Source organism: Mycobacterium lentiflavum (assembly GCF_022374895.2).
Classification (GTDB): domain Bacteria; phylum Actinomycetota; class Actinomycetes; order Mycobacteriales; family Mycobacteriaceae; genus Mycobacterium; species Mycobacterium lentiflavum.
This window is the reverse complement of sequence record NZ_CP092424.2, coordinates 171,280-187,599: the sequence shown is the minus strand read 5'-3', so window position 1 is coordinate 187,599 and position 16,320 is coordinate 171,280. Positions and strand designations below refer to the sequence as shown.

Genomic DNA, 16,320 nt, shown 5'->3' with positions numbered 1-16,320 from the left:
CAGGCAGTATCACCCACACCCCACCCAAGCGGCTATCACCACCACCAACTTCGCCGATCAGCGCGCCGTAGCGATGGTCACACGACCCGCACCCCATCTCGGGGTTGTTCCGCAGCGACTACAACCGACCACTCAACCGGCAACAGCCGACAGCGCGCGCCAGGCACGTGGCTGCTAGCCCTCGCGGGTCACTGTCGGGGCGACCATGACCTGCCGTTCCGAATGCCTCGCGGTGAAAGCGTTTGACGCCCAGCGGATTTCAGCCGCGGGCGCACGTAGAATATGTTTCGTGACCTGTATGGATAGGTCAGTTTTCCGCGGAAAACTGACCCCTGCGCGCTATTTCAGGATTTTCCTGAGCTGGGTGACCAGCAGCTTGGCCCCGGTATCGCCAAGTTGATCGCGTAAGGCTAGCGCCAGCGCGCTTGGGTCGGTGTCGAACTTGCGAAGCGCCCGCGTCACGGTGCGCAGCGGCGGTGTCGTGGCGCCGTTTTTGGCAGCTGATTCCGAATCGCGCTCCCCGGCGTCGTCCTGGGCGTTGGCACCGTCACCGTGTCGGCCGCGGGCGGCGTTCCATCGGGCGACCTGTTGCGCGAGCGGAACTTGGGCAAGTGTGCGCGCTTCGCGAATCGCCAGATCGCCTCGGCGGGTGGCTTCCTGAAGATCCGGTGCGAGTTTGAGTAGTGCGCGCCGGTGTGACACCCAGGTCTTGCTCTTGCGAAGGTGCTCGGCGGCGGCGTCAGCGCTGCCGTACTCCCCCACGAGCCGTTCAACAGCTTTGGCTTCCTCGATCACGTCGAATCCTGACCGGTCGACGTTTTCGGAGATGACGGCGGTGAGCAACGTTGCGCGATCTTTAGCGAGCTCGTCTTTGATCACGATGTCGAGCTCTGGGCGGCCGAACTTGTGAGCAGCGGCCAGGCGCCGGTTGCCGATGATGACTACCCACCGCGCCGATATGGTGGTTTCGGGATAGAGCGCTTGAAATGCACCTCGGGTAACGGCGACCACGGGCTGTAGTTGGAACTCAACGATGGACGCCAACTCGTCAAGGTCACCGACGGAATCACGCGGGTTGTGTGGGTTACCCACCAGATCACGAAGAGCCACCGACCGCGACATGCCCGATCGCGGGGCCACGACGGGAGTGTTCGCGCTGCCGTCAACAGATGACTTGTCACCGACCTCATCAACGAGCGCATCGAACGTCTTGACACCACCGCGGCCCACTATCGGACCCCTACCATGTTCAGTTCGTCGGCGAGCTTGTAGAAGTCAGCCGCGGCGTTGGCTGCCGAGCCACTCTTCTTGTACTGGGTGACCACGATGCCCTCGCTGGAGGCATTCGTGTGGATCTTGTAGTGCCGCACTACTGTCTCGGCTAAGGGCCATCCCTGTCCGCGAACGAACTTCTGCGTTTGCTCCAGCCAGTGTTCGCCGTCGCGCGGATCCCAGTCATTGATGAACACCCGGTAGGGGATGTTGCGTGGTTCGAGAAGCTTACGGATCGTGCGGGCGGTCGGGTCAAAGCACATCGGCGCCGGCAGCACGGGGACGATCGCTTCGTCGGTGACGTCGAGGACAGTCCGCAGTGCATCGGCGGAGTAGCCATCACCGAGACCGTCTCCGGAGGAGTCCGGGTCGAGGTCGAACCAACCCGCGGTATCGACGTAGACCTCGACGATGCCTGGCAGGTTGTTCAGTTGCTGGAGCCATTCAAGGGGATCGTCGTGGGCTTGCACGAGATGGAAGGGAAGTTCGTCGACCCGGTTGGCCCACCATTTGGCCGAGCCCTGCGGGTCGATCGACACCGCCGCGACCGGAGAAAAGGCGTCGGGGTCCAGTTCGGCCGTCAGCCTCTGGGCGCGTACTGCCGCGAGGTTGACGGTGGCGGTGCTCTTGCCGACACCGCCCTTTTGGTTCAAAACAGTGACAACTTTAGTCATGGGGGAGAAGACCTTTGTGTGCTTCGGTCGCGACGGCGACCTACTCCGGGAACCGGCCACCAAAGAGTACGTCGAAGACGCGACGGCTCGCTCTCCGACACGCTGAATTGTGCGTTACATCTCGCTAGTTTTCCGCGGAAAACTGCACAAACGTTGACGGTGAGTGCGTGGCGCTTCGGGGGCGCTTTGCGGTTATTAGTAGTACTAATAACCTGGCGTACCTGTGCCTTTGCGTGTTAATGATCTAGTTTTCCGCGGAAAACTGGATCGGCTGAGACCCGGAGCGGGGCCACGACATCCGACGATTACGAAGCGCGGGTGTCGCAGTTGTTGCTAGTGGCCGGGAGCGGAGGGGGCCTGGCCGCGGTGCTCAAGGCTGACTGCACGAGACCCGGATCAGTGCGCGTTGATGCTCTCAGCCCGGCCCGGTGCGCACCGGCTGCGGGACACGTTGTGGCCCGGGGGGAGCGGGCAGCGCAGACCAGGCGCCGACCTGACGGGCCAGAAGCTCGGGGCACGGTGATTGTCCCGGTAAGGCATCGTCTCGGGACTAGGCGCAATGAGCGCGCCGCCCATCCCGGCGCCGAATTGACCTGAACGAAACGCCGCGCCCTGGGCGTAGAACTTTTCGCGGCGCGTGACCGGACCTGACTGGTCTTGACGCCGTGGTCTGGAATGATTCACGTAGCACCGGGTGGCTGCACTTGGGCTGGCGGGTGTCGTGCACGAAGGAGGGGTTGTGGCGAGGTCGGACCTGGTCGTTGATTTGGTGGAGGCCCAACAACGTGGCGACACTGCACGGTTTCGCATGCTCGTCGAAGCGATCATCGCCGAGGAACGCAGCAATCAACACCACCTCGTCGCCGATCGACTTTCAGAGCTGATCACGACAGCCGGAGCGCGCAGTTTGCTCACTCGCGACGATTCGGCGCGGCAAGTCGCCGACCTCGTGCAGGAGATTGTTCCCAAGCGGCGGCTCGCCGATGTACAGATGGTTCCGGCACTCGCCGCTGCGATCAGCGAAGTCATCGAAGAACACCATCGCAGTGAGTTGCTGCGCAGCCATGGACTGGAACCGCGCAATCGTGTGCTGCTTGAAGGTCCGCCCGGCAACGGTAAGACATCGCTGGCCGAAGCGGTCGCGGCGGAGCTGATGGTGCCGTTCTACGTGGTGCGATACGAGGGAGTGGTGTCGAGTTTCCTCGGTGAGACGACCAGCAGGCTCGATCATGTCTTCGAATTTGCGCGCACCCGCCGCTGTGTCTTGTTCTTCGATGAGTTCGACACCATCGCCAAAGAACGCGCCGACACCCACGAAACCGGAGAGATCAAACGGGTTGTTTCCACGTTGCTGCTGCAAATTGACCGGCTCCCGTCGCATGTCGTGGCGATCTGCGCAACCAACCACGGGGAATTGCTCGATCGCGCCGCATGGCGCCGCTTTCAGCTGCAGTTGTCGCTAGAGCCGCCCTCGCGTACCCAAGCCACGCAGTTCATCGAACGGCTGCGCGTGCAGCTCGGCGGCACCCTGGGGTTGGCCCCTCGCACCCTGGCTGACAAGCTCGCCGGGGCCAGCTACGCCGACATTGAGCAGTTCGCCCAGGACGTGATGCGCCGGCATGTGCTGTCGCTACCAGACGGTCGGATTGAAGACATCGTGCGAGACCGTCTAAAACAGCGTCAGGCCACGAGGGAGCCGTGACCTCGCCTCGCCCACCCCTATCCTTTGGAATACCGACTTCGGCGCCGATCCCTGCTGGCGTCTCGCGTTTTGCCCCACCCGGGGTTGTCGGCCCTGGTCCAGCCCGCCAACAACAGCGCCTGCAACCACAATTCACCGCGTTGCAGCAAGCGCTGCAGGCAGGTCGCGCCGACGTGGTGGACGCCACCACCGAAGCCGATCCCGAACTGGTGGTCGTATTCGACCTGGCCGACACTGTGGCAGCCTTCGCGCGTGCCGCCGCCCGAGTGCCTGGTCTGGAATTTCTGCTTGAAATTGATGGCGACGAATTCGAGTCAGACGACGATTTCCACGCCATCCGCGCAGGTGAGCGCAGCGATGACGCGGTCACTGACAGCTTGTATGTGGTCATGTCCAACGCTCAAGCCGTCACCGAACTGCTATCGCTGTTCGAACGCTGGCAACAGGATCGTGCTGGGAAGATGCCAACTGGCTTGGCCCCGCTGCGCAACGTGTTCGAACTGCTGCGCGAGATCCGGCGGTGGGGTCCCCAGGACCGCATCCGCGAAACAGGGCTACTCGAGCAGTGGCGTGAGGATGTTGCCACCGTCGGGCAATCCGCGAGCGCAGCACGCGTGGAGATCGAACTTTGGTACCGCCAAGACCCGCAGCGCAGGACCGAGGCCGAACAAACCGTACGCGCAATCGTCACCGAGGCCGGGGGAGAGGTCATCACTGAGGCGGCACTGGACGGTATCGCCTATCACGCGATCCTCGCCGACATCCCATACAGCCAGGTAGAAGTGGTTGTCGAGCGCGGACCAGAAGCAATCGCGCTGCTGATGACCGACACCATCATGTACGTGTCGCCGGCTCGGCCCATGTCCGTTCCCGGTGTGAGTGCCTCAGACGACGCCCTGGATCCAGACTTGTTCACGGCTACGCCCACCAGCGACGTTCCGCGGGTGGCCCTGCTGGACGGTCTTCCTATGGCCGGACACATCGCCCTCAACGGGCGGTTGGTCATCGACGATCCCGATCAGGTTGCAGACTCCTACACGAGCGCTCAAATGCAGCACGGCACGGCGATGGCCTCACTGATATCCCACGGAGACCTCAACGCCATCGGGACCTCGTCGGCACGGCGCGTTTACGTTCGCCCGATCATGCAGCCGCACCCGTTCGGCCTCGACGAGGAAGTCGTCCTGCGTGACCGGCTCTTGGTCGACCTCGTCCACCAGGCTTTTCGACGAATGTTCGAAGGTGACGGGTCCGGCCAGCCCCAAGCTCCCAGCGTACGAGTCGTCAATCTATCCATCGGCGATCCCGTTCAGATGTTCGTGCGCCGGATCAGCCCACTGGCCAAACTGCTGGACTGGCTCGCACACCGCTACAACGTCCTGATCCTGGTCAGCGCCGGAAACCACTCCATCGAAGTCGAGGTCCCCGCGGTCTGCCTGGCCGACCCCGCTGCGCTGCGCAGCGCCGTGGCCACCGGGATCTACGAACGCGCCCGCCACCGGCGAGTCCTATCGCCGGCCGAGGCGGTCAACGTCATAAGCGTGGGTGCACTGCATGCCGACGCGGCCACCGCGCCGACAAGTGACACCGTCCTCGACGCGGCCGAAGCGGGAATGCCTGCGCTCTACAGTCCTGTGGGTTTCGGTCATCGCAACTCCGTCAAGCCCGAGGTGTTGTTGCCCGGCGGGCGTAGCCTGCATCAACGCCCCGTCGCCGCCGAAGGAGCAACAACGCTGTATCCGGCCGAGACCACCGTGACCGGGCCGGGCACCCGCGTCGCCGCACCCGGTCCAGGAGGGGCCATCAACGCCACGGCCTACACCCACGGCACCAGCAACGCCACGGCCTTGGCGACCCGCGCAGTCGACGGCATTTTTGACGTCCTTGAATCGCTCGAACCGCAACCGGGCGAACCCCCTTTTCCGGCAGCCGAATACCACCCCGTGCTGGCAAAAACGCTGCTCGTGCATGCTGCGAGTTGGGGCCCGATGCGCGACGGCTTGGAACAGGTGATCGCCGGGATGGACTTAAGCCGCCGCGGTGTATCGCGGCTTCTCGGCTACGGCGCCGTGGAGGGTGACCGCATTGTTAGCGCCGCATCGCACAAAGTGCTCATCGTTGGTGCCGGGTCCATTTCAGCAGGTCAGCGCCAGGCGTTCTTTTTTCCGCTGCCGCCCAGTCTGGTGGCCACCACCGACTGGCGTCGCCTGACGATCACCCTGAGCTGGTTGTCGCAGGTCAACACCCGCACGCGTCAGCACCGGATGGCGCGGTTGTCTTTTGATCCACCCGGTGATGCCCTTGGCATTGAGCGCACCGAAGCTGAGTATTGGGCTGCCCGCAAGGGCACCGTCCAGCACGAAATCCTCGAAGGAGATCGCGCCGTCGCATTCGCCGCCGGCGACGCACTCGAGATCAACGTGGACTGCCGAGTCGATGCGGGAAGCCTGTCCGTACCTGTTCGCTACGGCCTGGCAGCGACCCTGGAAGTCGGCGCAACGGTCCGCGCGGATATCCAGGCCGAGGTGCGCCAACAACTCCAAATACGCCTGCGCGCCCGAGCCAGATGAGCACAACGGGCCCCTACGGCGTCCACGAGGAGGTGATACTGGCGGTATGTCTCTGGACGAGCTGATAGTGCAGGCTGGCCGCGCGCTGAGCGATGCTCGCAGGCTGTTCGGATCCTCACCGATCGACGGGCGGTGGCCATCCCCGCAGGCGTTGGTCACTGGCCGCCAGGCCGTGGCTGAGGCCGGCCAAGCCGCGGCTTCGGATTGGCACGGTGTGGCCGGGCCTGTGTATCGCGCAGCCAACAACGAGCGGCTGCAACGGTTGGATAATGCGCGCACCGCTGATGCCCAGATCGCTCCGGCGTTCGTCACCACCGGCCAGGCTGCAGCTGCCGGCGCACACAGCATGGACAGCCTGATCGCCGAGACCCGCGCCGGAGTTGACGCGCTAGCGCCGCGCGCTCGCAGCGCCGCGGGCCAGCAGGAGTTGGCCACCTATCTGCAAGGTCAGCTCAACAGGGCCAAAGGGTTGGTGCAGAACTTTCAGGAACACAACGCCGAGCTCGCGGCCCGCATCGATGCCGCTGCTGCGGGTTACCAGGCTGAGGGCCCCGTGGTAGCTCAGATTGCACTGAAACCTCCTGTTGGATACATCATTTGGTGCAGCCCAGCTATCGTGGGGGGATACATCTGCGAATTCCTGCAAAATGACGGCTCGATCATTTGGCGGCATTCGCCCATCGACATCACCGGAGGGATGCCGTAGTGAACGTCGAAACGCAAGCAGATATCGAACGGGTGATGGTGCAGCGCAACGTCTCGTTCGTGTTCAGGCCTTCTGTGACCGAACAGGCCGACGGAAACTGGATCGCCCGGTATCCGGGCGCTGATTGGTCAGTCAGCGGCCGTGACGCCGACGAGGCTCGCCAGCGGCTGCACGCCGAACAGCTGTCGCGGATGGGCGATTCAACCCACGCCGACTGGAAGATTGAAGCTGTCCGTCAATACCTGGAAAACGGCCCCATCGACGGGGTGTACGCGCTGGATAACGACACCGTCGACCGCGTCGTCGACGCCGGGACGCCGGCTGCCCTCGACGCCGCGGTAGCTGCCATCGACCAGCCTGGCTAGAGCGGTCCGATCGTGTCGGGGGCCAGCAGTTGGGTCAAGGCATCGGAGTACGCGTCGAGAATGCGTTCGGTGCGCTCGGTATCGACTGCGAGATCGTCCTTTAACTGCTCGATCAGTTCGGCTTGCTGGATCGTGACTCGTGCCAGCTTGGACATCAGCTGGCGGGCTTTCTTGCGGTCTTCGCTGGCCTGTTGGCGTGCCAGATCGGCAGCGACTTTAAGTTCGTGAGCGGCGGCGTTGACGCGCGCTTCTTGACGTTCCCACCATTGCGCGAAGACATCGCGGTCGGCGGCCGGGTCGGGTTGGTGGTGGGCGGAACGTGGTGAGGGAGTGGATTGCCGGCGGGCCAGCTCTTGGTCTAATGACCATTTCCAGACGCGAACTGCATGTTTGGGGACGCGCTTGTGTGGATAGTGCGGGCCGCTGAGTTTTCCGGCGCTCAGCATCTGGCTGACTCGTTGGGCTGTGACGCCGAGCAGCTCGCCGGCGTCGGCCAACGAGTAGCCTTCCGGTTTGCTTGGCGCTGACACGGTTCTATTGTGCCTAAGACGTCGTATGTAAGTAAGAGATCAGCGCAATCTTGGTGACACGCGCTCGAATTTTCCCACCGGTCAGCTCCGGCATGGGAGACTTACTTACATGACGATGAGCTGCCCGGACTCGCGGCGCCACGGCGGCGCTGCCCATTCTCGCGATTCATCAGCGGTTTTACGTCGGTTGCTGAGGCCTGCGCGAGCTCGTGATGCAGTGAAAGCACATCCTTACATGAGTGCGGATGGTGAAGCGAGCAGACCTGCCGTCTCGGGCTGGACTTACTTACGTGCGCAGACCACCGTGCGCGCCGGCGGTCACATTGGAGCGAAGGAGTCGCAATGAGCAGCCAGCCTGCCCTGAGGCACCACAGCGGGGCCCACGACGCCGAGGCGTTGCGCCGCAAGAAGCGCCAGGGGTCTGAGACCCGGAAAAAAGTGGATCGGCTTCAGGTGCGTTATGACACCGACAAGCTCGAGGCGCTTGAGGCGGTGGCCGGGCGCAAGTTGCCGGACCTGATTCGCCAGTATGGCGATCTGTTGACCGAGCTTTTGCCGGTGGCTGAGCAGCAGGGATTGGATCCGGTGGAATTGATCCGCCAGACAGCGACCTCGCTGCTCGGTACGCCAGAGCTGTTGTCGGCCTAACTGCACGCACCGCACGGCTTAGTTGAGACCGCGGGCGCGCCGGACTGCAGCATCGACAACAGCCGCTTCGGCGGCTGCGCTGATGGTGCGGCGTGCGGCGGCGTTTCGCGCCGCGGCGGCCGCGGCCGCACGGGCGGCCTGGTGACCATCACCGCCTAACGCGGCACGCGCAGCATCTCGTGCCTGCTGGGTGGTGGTGCGCTGTGCGAGCTGCTGACTAACGCGCTCCCGAGCAGCGGCGACTTCGGCGGCTTCGCGCGCCTCGTCGAGCGCGGCGGGGCGGTCTTGGAGACTGTTGTGGCTGGTATGCCAGGCCAGCAGTGTGCCGAGCAGGGCAATCGGACGATGCGGATTACTCGGTATCCGGTGACCGGTGCCCAGCCAATCGCCGACAAGTGCGGTGAGATCGCGCGGTGTCCAGCCGGCGGCGGCCGGGGCTGCGAGCATCGCTGCCCAGCTGCTGATGCCATAGCGGCGAGCCCAGGGCGGTGCGTGGGCCTCGGCGCGCCAGCGCGCCGCCAGGCGTTGTCCGTCCTTGTCTGGGCTGAGGCGGCGCGTAGCGGCGCCTTTCCGGGCGCTTGCGCCCGCGTGGGTAGTGAACAGTTTCTTGTGAGGTGAGGTTCTTGTGGTTAGTCGGGACCGTTCCAGATGGGGTGACAAGTTGTGAATAACGCGGTTAATCTGGGCGTTGTCGTGCAGCGCCCAGACCGAGGCCCAGCCGCGGTGGCGATCGCCCATGCGCCAGGAGGCCATCCGTTCGGTGTAGGTGCGTTGGCGGCCGCGGAGGATTTCGGTGGCTACGCCGAGCAGTCGCAGGCATTCGCGTGCGCGCTGGATGGTGCGTAGGTGAAAGCCAGTCCGGGCAGCGAGTTGATCGTTGGTGGCCCGGCAGTTGCGCCCGGTGCCCCAGTCGGCGTAGTGGGCCATGGCTGCGGCGATGATGATCAGCGGTTTTTTGGCGATGCCGCCGTCGCACATCTGCGGCCGGATTGTGGGGTAGTGCAGGTCGTAGGCCACAGCGACTGTGATGTGTGCCCACTTGGTGGGTCCGGCGCTCCAGCAGGGGACGCCCGCGTAGGCGTCTGCTTCGAGTTCAAGGTTGACGAACGCGCTGGGCTGGGGGAGGACAGCGCCACGCAAACGGTGTCCACGCCGAATAGCCAAGACCTCGGCTAGCCGTGTTGTGCGGATGACGCCGCGGCGCGCCCGAATAGCGGTGCAGCCGCGATACGGCAGGGTCGAGCCGTTTTTGCGGCGTGGGAACAAAAGTTGATCACGAAGCGCGTGATGGTCTGGCAAGGCAGACAGGCATGCGCTACCGTGAGACGAGTCAGGCAAGACACGTCCCTTCGGGGAGATGGGTGAAGACCCAGAACTGAGTTGGCCCTCAGTTCGAACCTCAGACACGGGCCCCGCCAGAGGCGGGGCTCTTGTCATGTCAGCGGTCAGTCACTCCGGCTATTGAGATGTGCGGCGTCGGCCCGAAAGACCGGGCGGGCGCGGGTGTTTGGCTCGCGGCGCTAGGTATCCCTCCTTGAGTCGATGCTGGTTTGGCCGTCGCGGTTGCGTGGCCGTGGTGGTCGGTGTGGTCGCCGATACCCGCGACGTGCGGGTGGCAGGCGCGGTAATCGGCTCTGTGTCTGCCGGGACAGGCGCCTGGCCGTGGTGTTGGCTTGGTGTGAGCACCGAAAGCGTTTGTGCCATAGGCGGGTTGAGGACGCTCGACGGTTGGTGCGGCACATGGAATAGTTGCCGTTATCGGCGATGGCGAGGCGTTCCTTCCGTTGGGACAGGTGGTGCTATCGCGCAAAGTGTTACACCGCCGACGCGGTACTACCGCGCATCTGGTGCGGCGTGTCTTGAAAGACAACAAAAGTCGACAGGCCGCGTGGACATGCTGTGGCAGCCGGTTTTTCGTGAATGTGCCGTTGTTGGTAGCGGTTCAGTCGACCCGGGACTTATCGTCCCGAACATGACTGGCTGGGCCGATGTAGCGCTGTCTCAAGTGCTGGGTGGAGTATCCGAGGTATTGGGGGCACCGTTTCCCCAAAACCCGGTACCGGGCGGCCCGGTGCCACTGGACCCCGCTCCAACGGCACCGTTCACGTCGCGAGATGAGCTGACCAAGCTCGACCGGGCCAGGCTCACCTACATGGGTATTAACCCTGATACGGCTCCGATGCCTGAAATCAATAAGGCGCTGGGCCGCGATCAACCCGCGTCGCCGCCGCCGCCTGCACCCCCTCCGGGATCGCCAGGGCCGACGACCCCGGCCGGGACGCCACCGCCACCGGGGCTAAGCGGGGCTGGGGCCGAGGCAGCCAAGCGCCTCGACGAGGCGCTGGCCAAGAACCATTCGGCGCTCAATGACGCTGATGACAAGCTGGCCGACGCGGTGCTTAAGGCCTCGAGTTCGAGCACTGAGGGCCGTCAGCGGCTGCAAAGCTTGCAGCAAGACATCATCGACCAGGTCAACAAGTTGGGGTCATCGCTAGATACTGCGACCGGCCAGCAGCAGCTGGCAGAATTTTTGCAGGGCAAAACCGGCGACATCCTCAACGTGTTGAAAAACGCTGGGCTGGACTCAGATTCACAAGCGCGGGTGTTGGATGGTCTCTCGGCGCGCTATCAGGCGTTGCAAAACAAGAACTCCGGCGAGGACCCTCACACCACGGGCCCAGACGCTAACCCGGGCGCCACCAACCCCACTGCGGGTGGCGGCGGGGATACGCCCGCTGGGACCGGCGACGGTACAAGCAGTGGCAATGACCCACTGCTTGACGGGCTGGCATCGGATCCATTGATGTCGCGGCTGGGCATGATGGCGGGACCGGCGATGGGTGCTCTTGGCTCGCTGCCGGGCGCACTTGGTTCAGCGATTCCCTCACTCGGCGGCGGCGGTGGGCTCGGTGGCGGCGGGTTGGGCGATTTGGGTTCCGCGCTCGGCGGAGCGCTACGCGATGGCGGCCACGATCCCGATCAAGCCGCTGAAGAGCACGCCAACGCGCTGAAAGACCCGTCCGACTCGCACAGTGACGACAAATCTCACGACGAGACGCAGCCAGCCGGACTGCACGATCCAGGAGACAAAGGCGGCAAAGGGGACAAAGCGGGCACAGAAGACGCCGGCAGCGGCGCCACGCCGCCACCATCAGCGCCTGCAGCGCAGGGGCAGACGCCGACGCCGACGACACAGATCCAATTGCCCGACCAGTCGGTGCGAACAGCGTCCAATGCTGCACTCGCACAGGCCGGGCGGGCGGTGCTCTCCGGAGACGGCATCGACGATGCCTTTGCAGGAGCCAATCTTCAGCTACCGCCGCTGGGTTCCCCGGTGAATGCGCCCATGGCTCCCTCGCGGCTGCAATTCGGCGACGTGGGCCAATACACCGATCATCGCGTCATGGCCCTCGACAAAGACCATGTTTGGCTCAACGGCCAGGTCACGCCGATCGACCAACTCGAGACTGGCCCGAATTTCTTGGGGTGGACCCGAGTGTCGGCTCCAACACCGACAACGGTCGCCGCGGCAGCCACCGCGCCCGCACCGTCGACCACTTAAGCGACCTTCTACAGCAACGCGAGGGAGTACCGTAATGACCGTGAACGAGCAGGCCTTGCAGGTCAGCACCGACAAGCTGATTCAGTGGGCGATCGCCCACGAGCGCGCTGCCGAGGCGTGCGCGCAGGCCCGTGCTGACCATGCCCGCACCGTGGCCGCGGCCCAATCGTGGGGACCACTGTTTTACGAGGCCCGTCGTGCTGCGGTGGCCGCCGTCAACGACCGCGAAACCGCCTTGCGCGACCAACAAGAGCGGCACGCGGCCATGGCCCGGCAGCTTCGCACCGGCGCAGCGCAGATGGCGGAGATGAACGCTGAAAACCGCGCCAACTTGACGATTTCCACGGACTAGCGTCATGTCTGAGGCGCCGTCGACCGACTACGACACCGTCGTGTTCGAGGCCGTCAGTCGCGATGACTCGATCGTGGTGGCGGTAGGCCGTAGCGGAAACTCTTTAGGCGTGGAGCTTCAGGCGGCGGCGATGCAGCTCAGCGACGCCGAATTGGCTAACCGCATCATCAAATTGAACACACTGGCTCATTTACGCTCTCAGTTGGCGCTACGCCAAGAGTGGGAGGCCCAACACGTGACGGTGTCGACCGCGTTGCCCACCGAGGACCAAGTTGCCAGCTATGAGGCCCTGATCGATTTCTAGACAACTCAGCGCAACGTCAGCAAAAAATCAGTAGGGGAGGGGATGCCGTGGTGCTGCAGGTCGATGTCGCAGGACTGCACAGTGCGGTCGCGGGCCTAGTCGCCGCCGCGCAGACCCTCGCCGAGCTCGGCACCCAACTGCCGGTGCATCCCCCGCTGGCCACCGACGAGACATCAGCGAGCGTGGCCGCGCGCCTCAGTGAACACGCCGGGGTGATGGCGTCGCGCGCCACTGACGGGTCGGCGGTCCTTGCGGCCGGCGCCGCGGCGATCACACAGTCCGCACTGGCATATGGGGAGATGGACCAGGCCAATCAATCCGTGGTGAGCTTGCACGGTAACCCTGCGCCCCCCAAGCCGGCCTTCACCCCCGCGGTGACCGTTAACCTGGTCGCTGCGGATGTGCCGATCGCCCCGCCGGCACCACGCCCAGCCGAAGCGACGGCGGCGATCATGGAAGCGGGCCAGCCCGCGGCTGGGGATCCGTTTGTGGCAGACTGCGCCGCCCTCTCACAAGGATTCAGCGCTGCCGCGCAAGCGGCCCGCCGCGGGGCGGCAACGGTCGGTGAACATCTCAAAGGGGAAGCGGCACCACGCATTACGGCGGCGTTGACTCGTTACGCCGACTGGGCGCAGGAGATGGCCCGCCATGCCGACGCCGTCGCAAAGCTAGCCGACAACCACAAGCACAGATTCACTCAGGTCAAACAGGCGACGCCGACGACCACAGAGTTCGCTAACCGACACCGCGAACTGCACAACGCGATCGCACTCAACAGTTCCTATCCCAGTCCCGGATCAGCGGCCGCGGTGGCCAAGGCGCACACCAATTTGACCCAATTAACCAGCCACACCCAGATAGTGGCCGCTGGCTACCACACTGGCGAGCAGATACCTGAGGCTCCGCCCGGGCCACCACCAGCCCCAGTCATCGTGGAACCTGGTGCCGGACAAGGGGACACCCCGACATCGACGACCCCGCAGGGAGCCGATCCCAAACCGACCCGCGATCATGCGGGCACTGGCCACGCGGGCGACGTCGACCCCAGCACCGACCCCAGCGACCTCGACGGTCTCGACCCAGGAGATGCTGATCCCGCCGCTAACCCGCTAGCGCCGACGGGAGAGGGCTCGATGCCGGCAATGGCGTCATCCTTGCCGTCGATGCTGACCGGCGTGCTGGGCGCCGGAGTTGGCATGGCCACTCAGATACCGCAGAAACTGGGCCAAGAGCTGCAGGGGCTGGCCCAGCAAGCCACTCAGAGCGTCGCAGGGTTAGCACAAGGAATGGCGGGCAAGAACGCTGTCGAAGACGCCGCCAAAATTGAGCCAGCAGACTCCCTGGGCAGTGGTGCCGGCGCAGGCAGCGGTGACGACGGCGCTACCACCCCAGCGGCAAGTAGCGGCGCTGATCTCAAACCCGCGGCGTCAGCAATCTCCGGAACGGGTGTCGCCGCCTCAACGTCACCACCTTTGGCCGGCGCGAGCGGCTCCCCGAGTTTCACCGGTGCCGCCGCCGAGAGCGGTATGGGCGGCCCGCCGATGTTCATGCCACCGATGGGGGGCATGGGGGCCGGCAGCGGTGCCACGAACCGCAAAGTCAAAAACCCAGATAAGTCGATCGAGATGCCGGCGCAACCTCATTCCGAACCGGTCAAAGGCGAACGCGGCGACCCAATTCGGCACACGGCCACCGTCGATGCCGCTGCGAACCCCAAAGGCGGGCCCAAGCGCACCGTGACCGTCAGATCACGCAGCCGACCCGTCGACCCCGACCCCGGCGGCGACTCCCAGTGACCGTCAACGGGTTTCTGATCGCCGCGGCCATCGCGCGGATCGATCGTGTGTCGACTGCCTTGTCCGCGCTGCAGCATGACATAGCTTCCGACGACGTTGGGGGGGTCCGTTGACCGTCTATGAATACGGCGGCTATGAGGCAGACAAGAATCTAGCCGCCAACGTCATTGCGCGCATGGAACGGGTGTCGACGATGCTTTCCAAGCTGCTCGAGGAGATGGATGGCATCGATCTGGAAGCCATCGGCGGCGATGGTGACGTCGTGTTGTCGGTTAACTCGCACGGACAACTCACGTCGCTGTCACTGGCACAGGGTTGCACCACCCGCTACTCACACGGGGCGTTGGCTGAGCTGATCAACACCACCATCGACGAGGCAGTCAGCGCCGCGGCCGAGGAAACAGCGAGCGTGGGAGGCGGCCAAGACCAGGAGGCGCTCGACGCCGCTGTGCAAGCGTTCATCGATCCTCAGAGCGAAATCTGGACCGCCACTTGAACACCTGTTTCGTCTCAGATTCGCGCGCAATGGTAGCCCGATGTCGCCGCACGCCAGTACTCTGATTTGCATGAATCCGCAGGCAGTTGGGCAGCCGGGCTATCCAGCTGTATCCGGCGGCCCGCCCATCTCAACCAGTAGTGCCGGCATGCCGACCGGTGCCGCGGTGATGCCGCCGCCACCGAGCTACCTGCCGCCCCCGCAACCCCTTGTACCGCCTCCTGCGTACCCGAGGCGCCGCCCGGGCTGGCTCGCGGTATCGGTAATGCTGGCTCTGGCGCTGCTGTTGGCGCTGAGCGCAACAGTGATGAGTGCGGTGAAGTTGAGCCAATCAACCCCAGCCGCGACAACCACCACGATCACCGCGCCGCCCCCACCACCGCCGAGCTACAGCCCAGACCAAGTCGCTGCGGCCAAAAAGGAAGCCTGCGGCGCAAGCGATACCGCAGACCAATCAATGCTCGCTGCTCAACGGAATTTTTTCGACGCAGCGCGGGACCGGCAATCGCCTCAGTACCATCCTGCCCTAGGCAATTTCCAACTGGTTGCGATGCTGGAAACGCAGTACATGCAACAGCATCTTCCCCCCGCTACCCCTAAGAACGTCCTAGATGCGATCAACAATTACATCACCGCTGTGATCGCGTTGGTCGACGCCAATACCCGCGAGCTTTCCGACCACGACGCCCAGCCGTTCGTGCTCGCGGTTAGAAATGCGGGAGATCAACTCGACAAGGTGTGTGAGTGATGCAAACTGATGACGTTCTGCAGGTCATGCCGGCCGCGGCGGAGTCGGCGAACACGCTGACTGGTTCGGCAGCCGTGGAGTTCCCTGCGGCCGTGGTCGAGCAGGCAGCCCATGGCGCGGCGGTCGCGGCAGTCGGAGGCGCTCATGTGGCATCGATGTGGGCTCCGAGCGTGGCAGCAAGCGCAGGGGTGGACCAGCAAGTGGGCGGCGCCGGCGCAGCGCTGGGACCGCGTGGTGGCAAGGTTGCTCAGCGCAACGATCGATCGTTGACCGCGGACGTGGAGACCGACAATCAGAACGCAGAGGATTTGACGCCGCATCCGGTGGTGAGCATATGACCGCCACTCTTCACCCGCCCCAAGCGGGAACACCGGCACCGCCCGGTATGCCACAGGTTCCACCTCCGCCACCACCGCCGGCAGGGCCGGGTCGCGGCGTTCTGGGTGGTTCGGCGGCGGTGTTGGCCCTGTCGGTCGCGGCCGCGGCGCTTGCGGTAGTGGCGTTCATGACCCCGTCTAAGGCTCCCAGCACCACAGTCGTGCTGCCGTGGTCGCCACCTGCACCAAGTGCCGATCAGGTGACGGCCGCACGCACA

The 16,320-nt window shown here is 64.5% G+C and carries 16 protein-coding genes; 12 read left to right on the top strand and 4 right to left on the bottom strand.

Annotated features, from left to right (window positions below; translation table 11 throughout):
* Window positions 1-339: 339 nt before the first annotated feature.
* Together MJO58_RS28325 and MJO58_RS28320 are read right to left on the bottom strand one after the other, a co-directional pair.
* Entirely contained in the window at window positions 340-1,230 is an 891-nt protein-coding gene (locus MJO58_RS28325) for a ParB/RepB/Spo0J family partition protein (RefSeq protein ID WP_061559579.1), read from the bottom strand.
* On the bottom strand, window positions 1,230-1,946 hold the full coding sequence (locus tag MJO58_RS28320; protein ID WP_061559580.1) for a ParA family protein: 717 nt from the start codon (window positions 1,944-1,946) through the stop codon (window positions 1,230-1,232). Before MJO58_RS28320 ends, MJO58_RS28325 begins: the two co-directional genes overlap by 1 nt.
* Window positions 1,947-2,685: 739 nt before the next feature.
* On the opposite strand from MJO58_RS28320, the gene MJO58_RS28315 reads away from it, so the two are divergent.
* From MJO58_RS28315 to MJO58_RS28300, 4 genes are all read left to right on the top strand, one after another.
* Window positions 2,686-3,648 carry an AAA family ATPase gene (locus MJO58_RS28315; RefSeq protein ID WP_061559581.1) on the top strand — a complete coding sequence of 321 codons (963 nt, stop codon included), beginning with the start codon at window positions 2,686-2,688 and terminating at the stop codon, window positions 3,646-3,648.
* 140 nt (window positions 3,649-3,788) lie between these two features.
* Entirely contained in the window at window positions 3,789-6,218 is a 2,430-nt protein-coding gene (locus tag MJO58_RS28310) for a S8 family peptidase (RefSeq protein WP_239723497.1), read from the top strand.
* A gap of 46 nt (window positions 6,219-6,264) precedes the next feature.
* Window positions 6,265-6,924: a DUF4226 domain-containing protein gene (locus MJO58_RS28305; RefSeq protein WP_061559583.1), complete on the top strand. Its 660-nt coding sequence runs from the start codon at window positions 6,265-6,267 to the stop codon at window positions 6,922-6,924.
* Window positions 6,924-7,289, top strand: coding sequence for a hypothetical protein (locus MJO58_RS28300; protein WP_061559584.1), 366 nt, complete (start codon window positions 6,924-6,926; stop codon window positions 7,287-7,289). The genes MJO58_RS28305 and MJO58_RS28300 overlap by 1 nt, the downstream gene beginning before the upstream one ends.
* On the opposite strand, the gene MJO58_RS28295 is transcribed toward MJO58_RS28300, so the two are convergent.
* Window positions 7,286-7,819 carry a hypothetical protein gene (locus tag MJO58_RS28295; RefSeq protein WP_061559585.1) on the bottom strand — a complete coding sequence of 178 codons (534 nt, stop codon included), beginning with the start codon at window positions 7,817-7,819 and terminating at the stop codon, window positions 7,286-7,288. The genes MJO58_RS28300 and MJO58_RS28295 overlap by 4 nt on opposite strands.
* 342 nt (window positions 7,820-8,161) lie before the next feature.
* Between MJO58_RS28295 and MJO58_RS28290 the strand changes: the two genes are divergently transcribed.
* Entirely contained in the window at window positions 8,162-8,467 is a 306-nt protein-coding gene (locus tag MJO58_RS28290; protein WP_061559586.1) for a hypothetical protein, read from the top strand.
* Between the two features lie 18 nt (window positions 8,468-8,485).
* Here the strand turns inward: MJO58_RS28290 and MJO58_RS28285 are convergent, their stop codons facing one another.
* Entirely contained in the window at window positions 8,486-9,607 is a 1,122-nt protein-coding gene (locus MJO58_RS28285) for a helix-turn-helix domain-containing protein (RefSeq protein ID WP_061559587.1), read from the bottom strand.
* A gap of 832 nt (window positions 9,608-10,439) precedes the next feature.
* Here MJO58_RS28285 and MJO58_RS28280 point away from each other — a divergent pair.
* From MJO58_RS28280 to MJO58_RS28250, 7 genes are all read left to right on the top strand, one after another.
* Entirely contained in the window at window positions 10,440-12,029 is a 1,590-nt protein-coding gene (locus tag MJO58_RS28280) for a DUF4226 domain-containing protein (protein WP_239723496.1), read from the top strand.
* Window positions 12,030-12,063: 34 nt separating this feature from the next.
* On the top strand, window positions 12,064-12,381 hold the full coding sequence (locus MJO58_RS28275) for a type VII secretion target (protein WP_061559589.1): 318 nt from the start codon (window positions 12,064-12,066) through the stop codon (window positions 12,379-12,381).
* Between the two features lie 4 nt (window positions 12,382-12,385).
* Window positions 12,386-12,685, top strand: a complete 300-nt coding sequence (locus MJO58_RS28270; protein ID WP_061559590.1) for a DUF2694 family protein — start codon at window positions 12,386-12,388, stop codon at window positions 12,683-12,685.
* A 47-nt stretch (window positions 12,686-12,732) separates the two neighbouring features.
* Window positions 12,733-14,481 (top strand): hypothetical protein, encoded by a 1,749-nt coding sequence (locus MJO58_RS28265; RefSeq protein WP_232530498.1) that lies wholly within the window; start codon window positions 12,733-12,735, stop codon window positions 14,479-14,481.
* Window positions 14,482-14,590: 109 nt separating this feature from the next.
* Window positions 14,591-14,977: a YbaB/EbfC family nucleoid-associated protein gene (locus tag MJO58_RS28260; protein WP_061559591.1), complete on the top strand. Its 387-nt coding sequence runs from the start codon at window positions 14,591-14,593 to the stop codon at window positions 14,975-14,977.
* 265 nt (window positions 14,978-15,242) lie between these two features.
* Window positions 15,243-15,725 (top strand): hypothetical protein, encoded by a 483-nt coding sequence (locus MJO58_RS28255; RefSeq protein ID WP_061559592.1) that lies wholly within the window; start codon window positions 15,243-15,245, stop codon window positions 15,723-15,725.
* The gene (locus tag MJO58_RS28250) at window positions 15,725-16,063 is read left to right on the top strand and encodes a hypothetical protein (RefSeq protein ID WP_061559593.1); all 339 of its coding nucleotides are present in this window, start codon (window positions 15,725-15,727) and stop codon (window positions 16,061-16,063) included. Before MJO58_RS28255 ends, MJO58_RS28250 begins: the two co-directional genes overlap by 1 nt.
* Window positions 16,064-16,320: the final 257 nt, after the last annotated feature.

Coding starts and splice junctions, on each gene's coding strand:
- MJO58_RS28320 (WP_061559580.1), bottom strand. CDS start 1,946: ATGACTAAAGTTGTCACTGTTTTGAACCAAAAGGGCGGTGTCGGCAAG.
- MJO58_RS28270 (WP_061559590.1), top strand. CDS start 12,386: ATGTCTGAGGCGCCGTCGACCGACTACGACACCGTCGTGTTCGAGGCC.
- MJO58_RS28305 (WP_061559583.1), top strand. CDS start 6,265: ATGTCTCTGGACGAGCTGATAGTGCAGGCTGGCCGCGCGCTGAGCGAT.
- MJO58_RS28255 (WP_061559592.1), top strand. CDS start 15,243: ATGCTGGCTCTGGCGCTGCTGTTGGCGCTGAGCGCAACAGTGATGAGT.
- MJO58_RS28280 (WP_239723496.1), top strand. CDS start 10,440: ATGACTGGCTGGGCCGATGTAGCGCTGTCTCAAGTGCTGGGTGGAGTA.
- MJO58_RS28290 (WP_061559586.1), top strand. CDS start 8,162: ATGAGCAGCCAGCCTGCCCTGAGGCACCACAGCGGGGCCCACGACGCC.
- MJO58_RS28250 (WP_061559593.1), top strand. CDS start 15,725: ATGCAAACTGATGACGTTCTGCAGGTCATGCCGGCCGCGGCGGAGTCG.
- MJO58_RS28275 (WP_061559589.1), top strand. CDS start 12,064: ATGACCGTGAACGAGCAGGCCTTGCAGGTCAGCACCGACAAGCTGATT.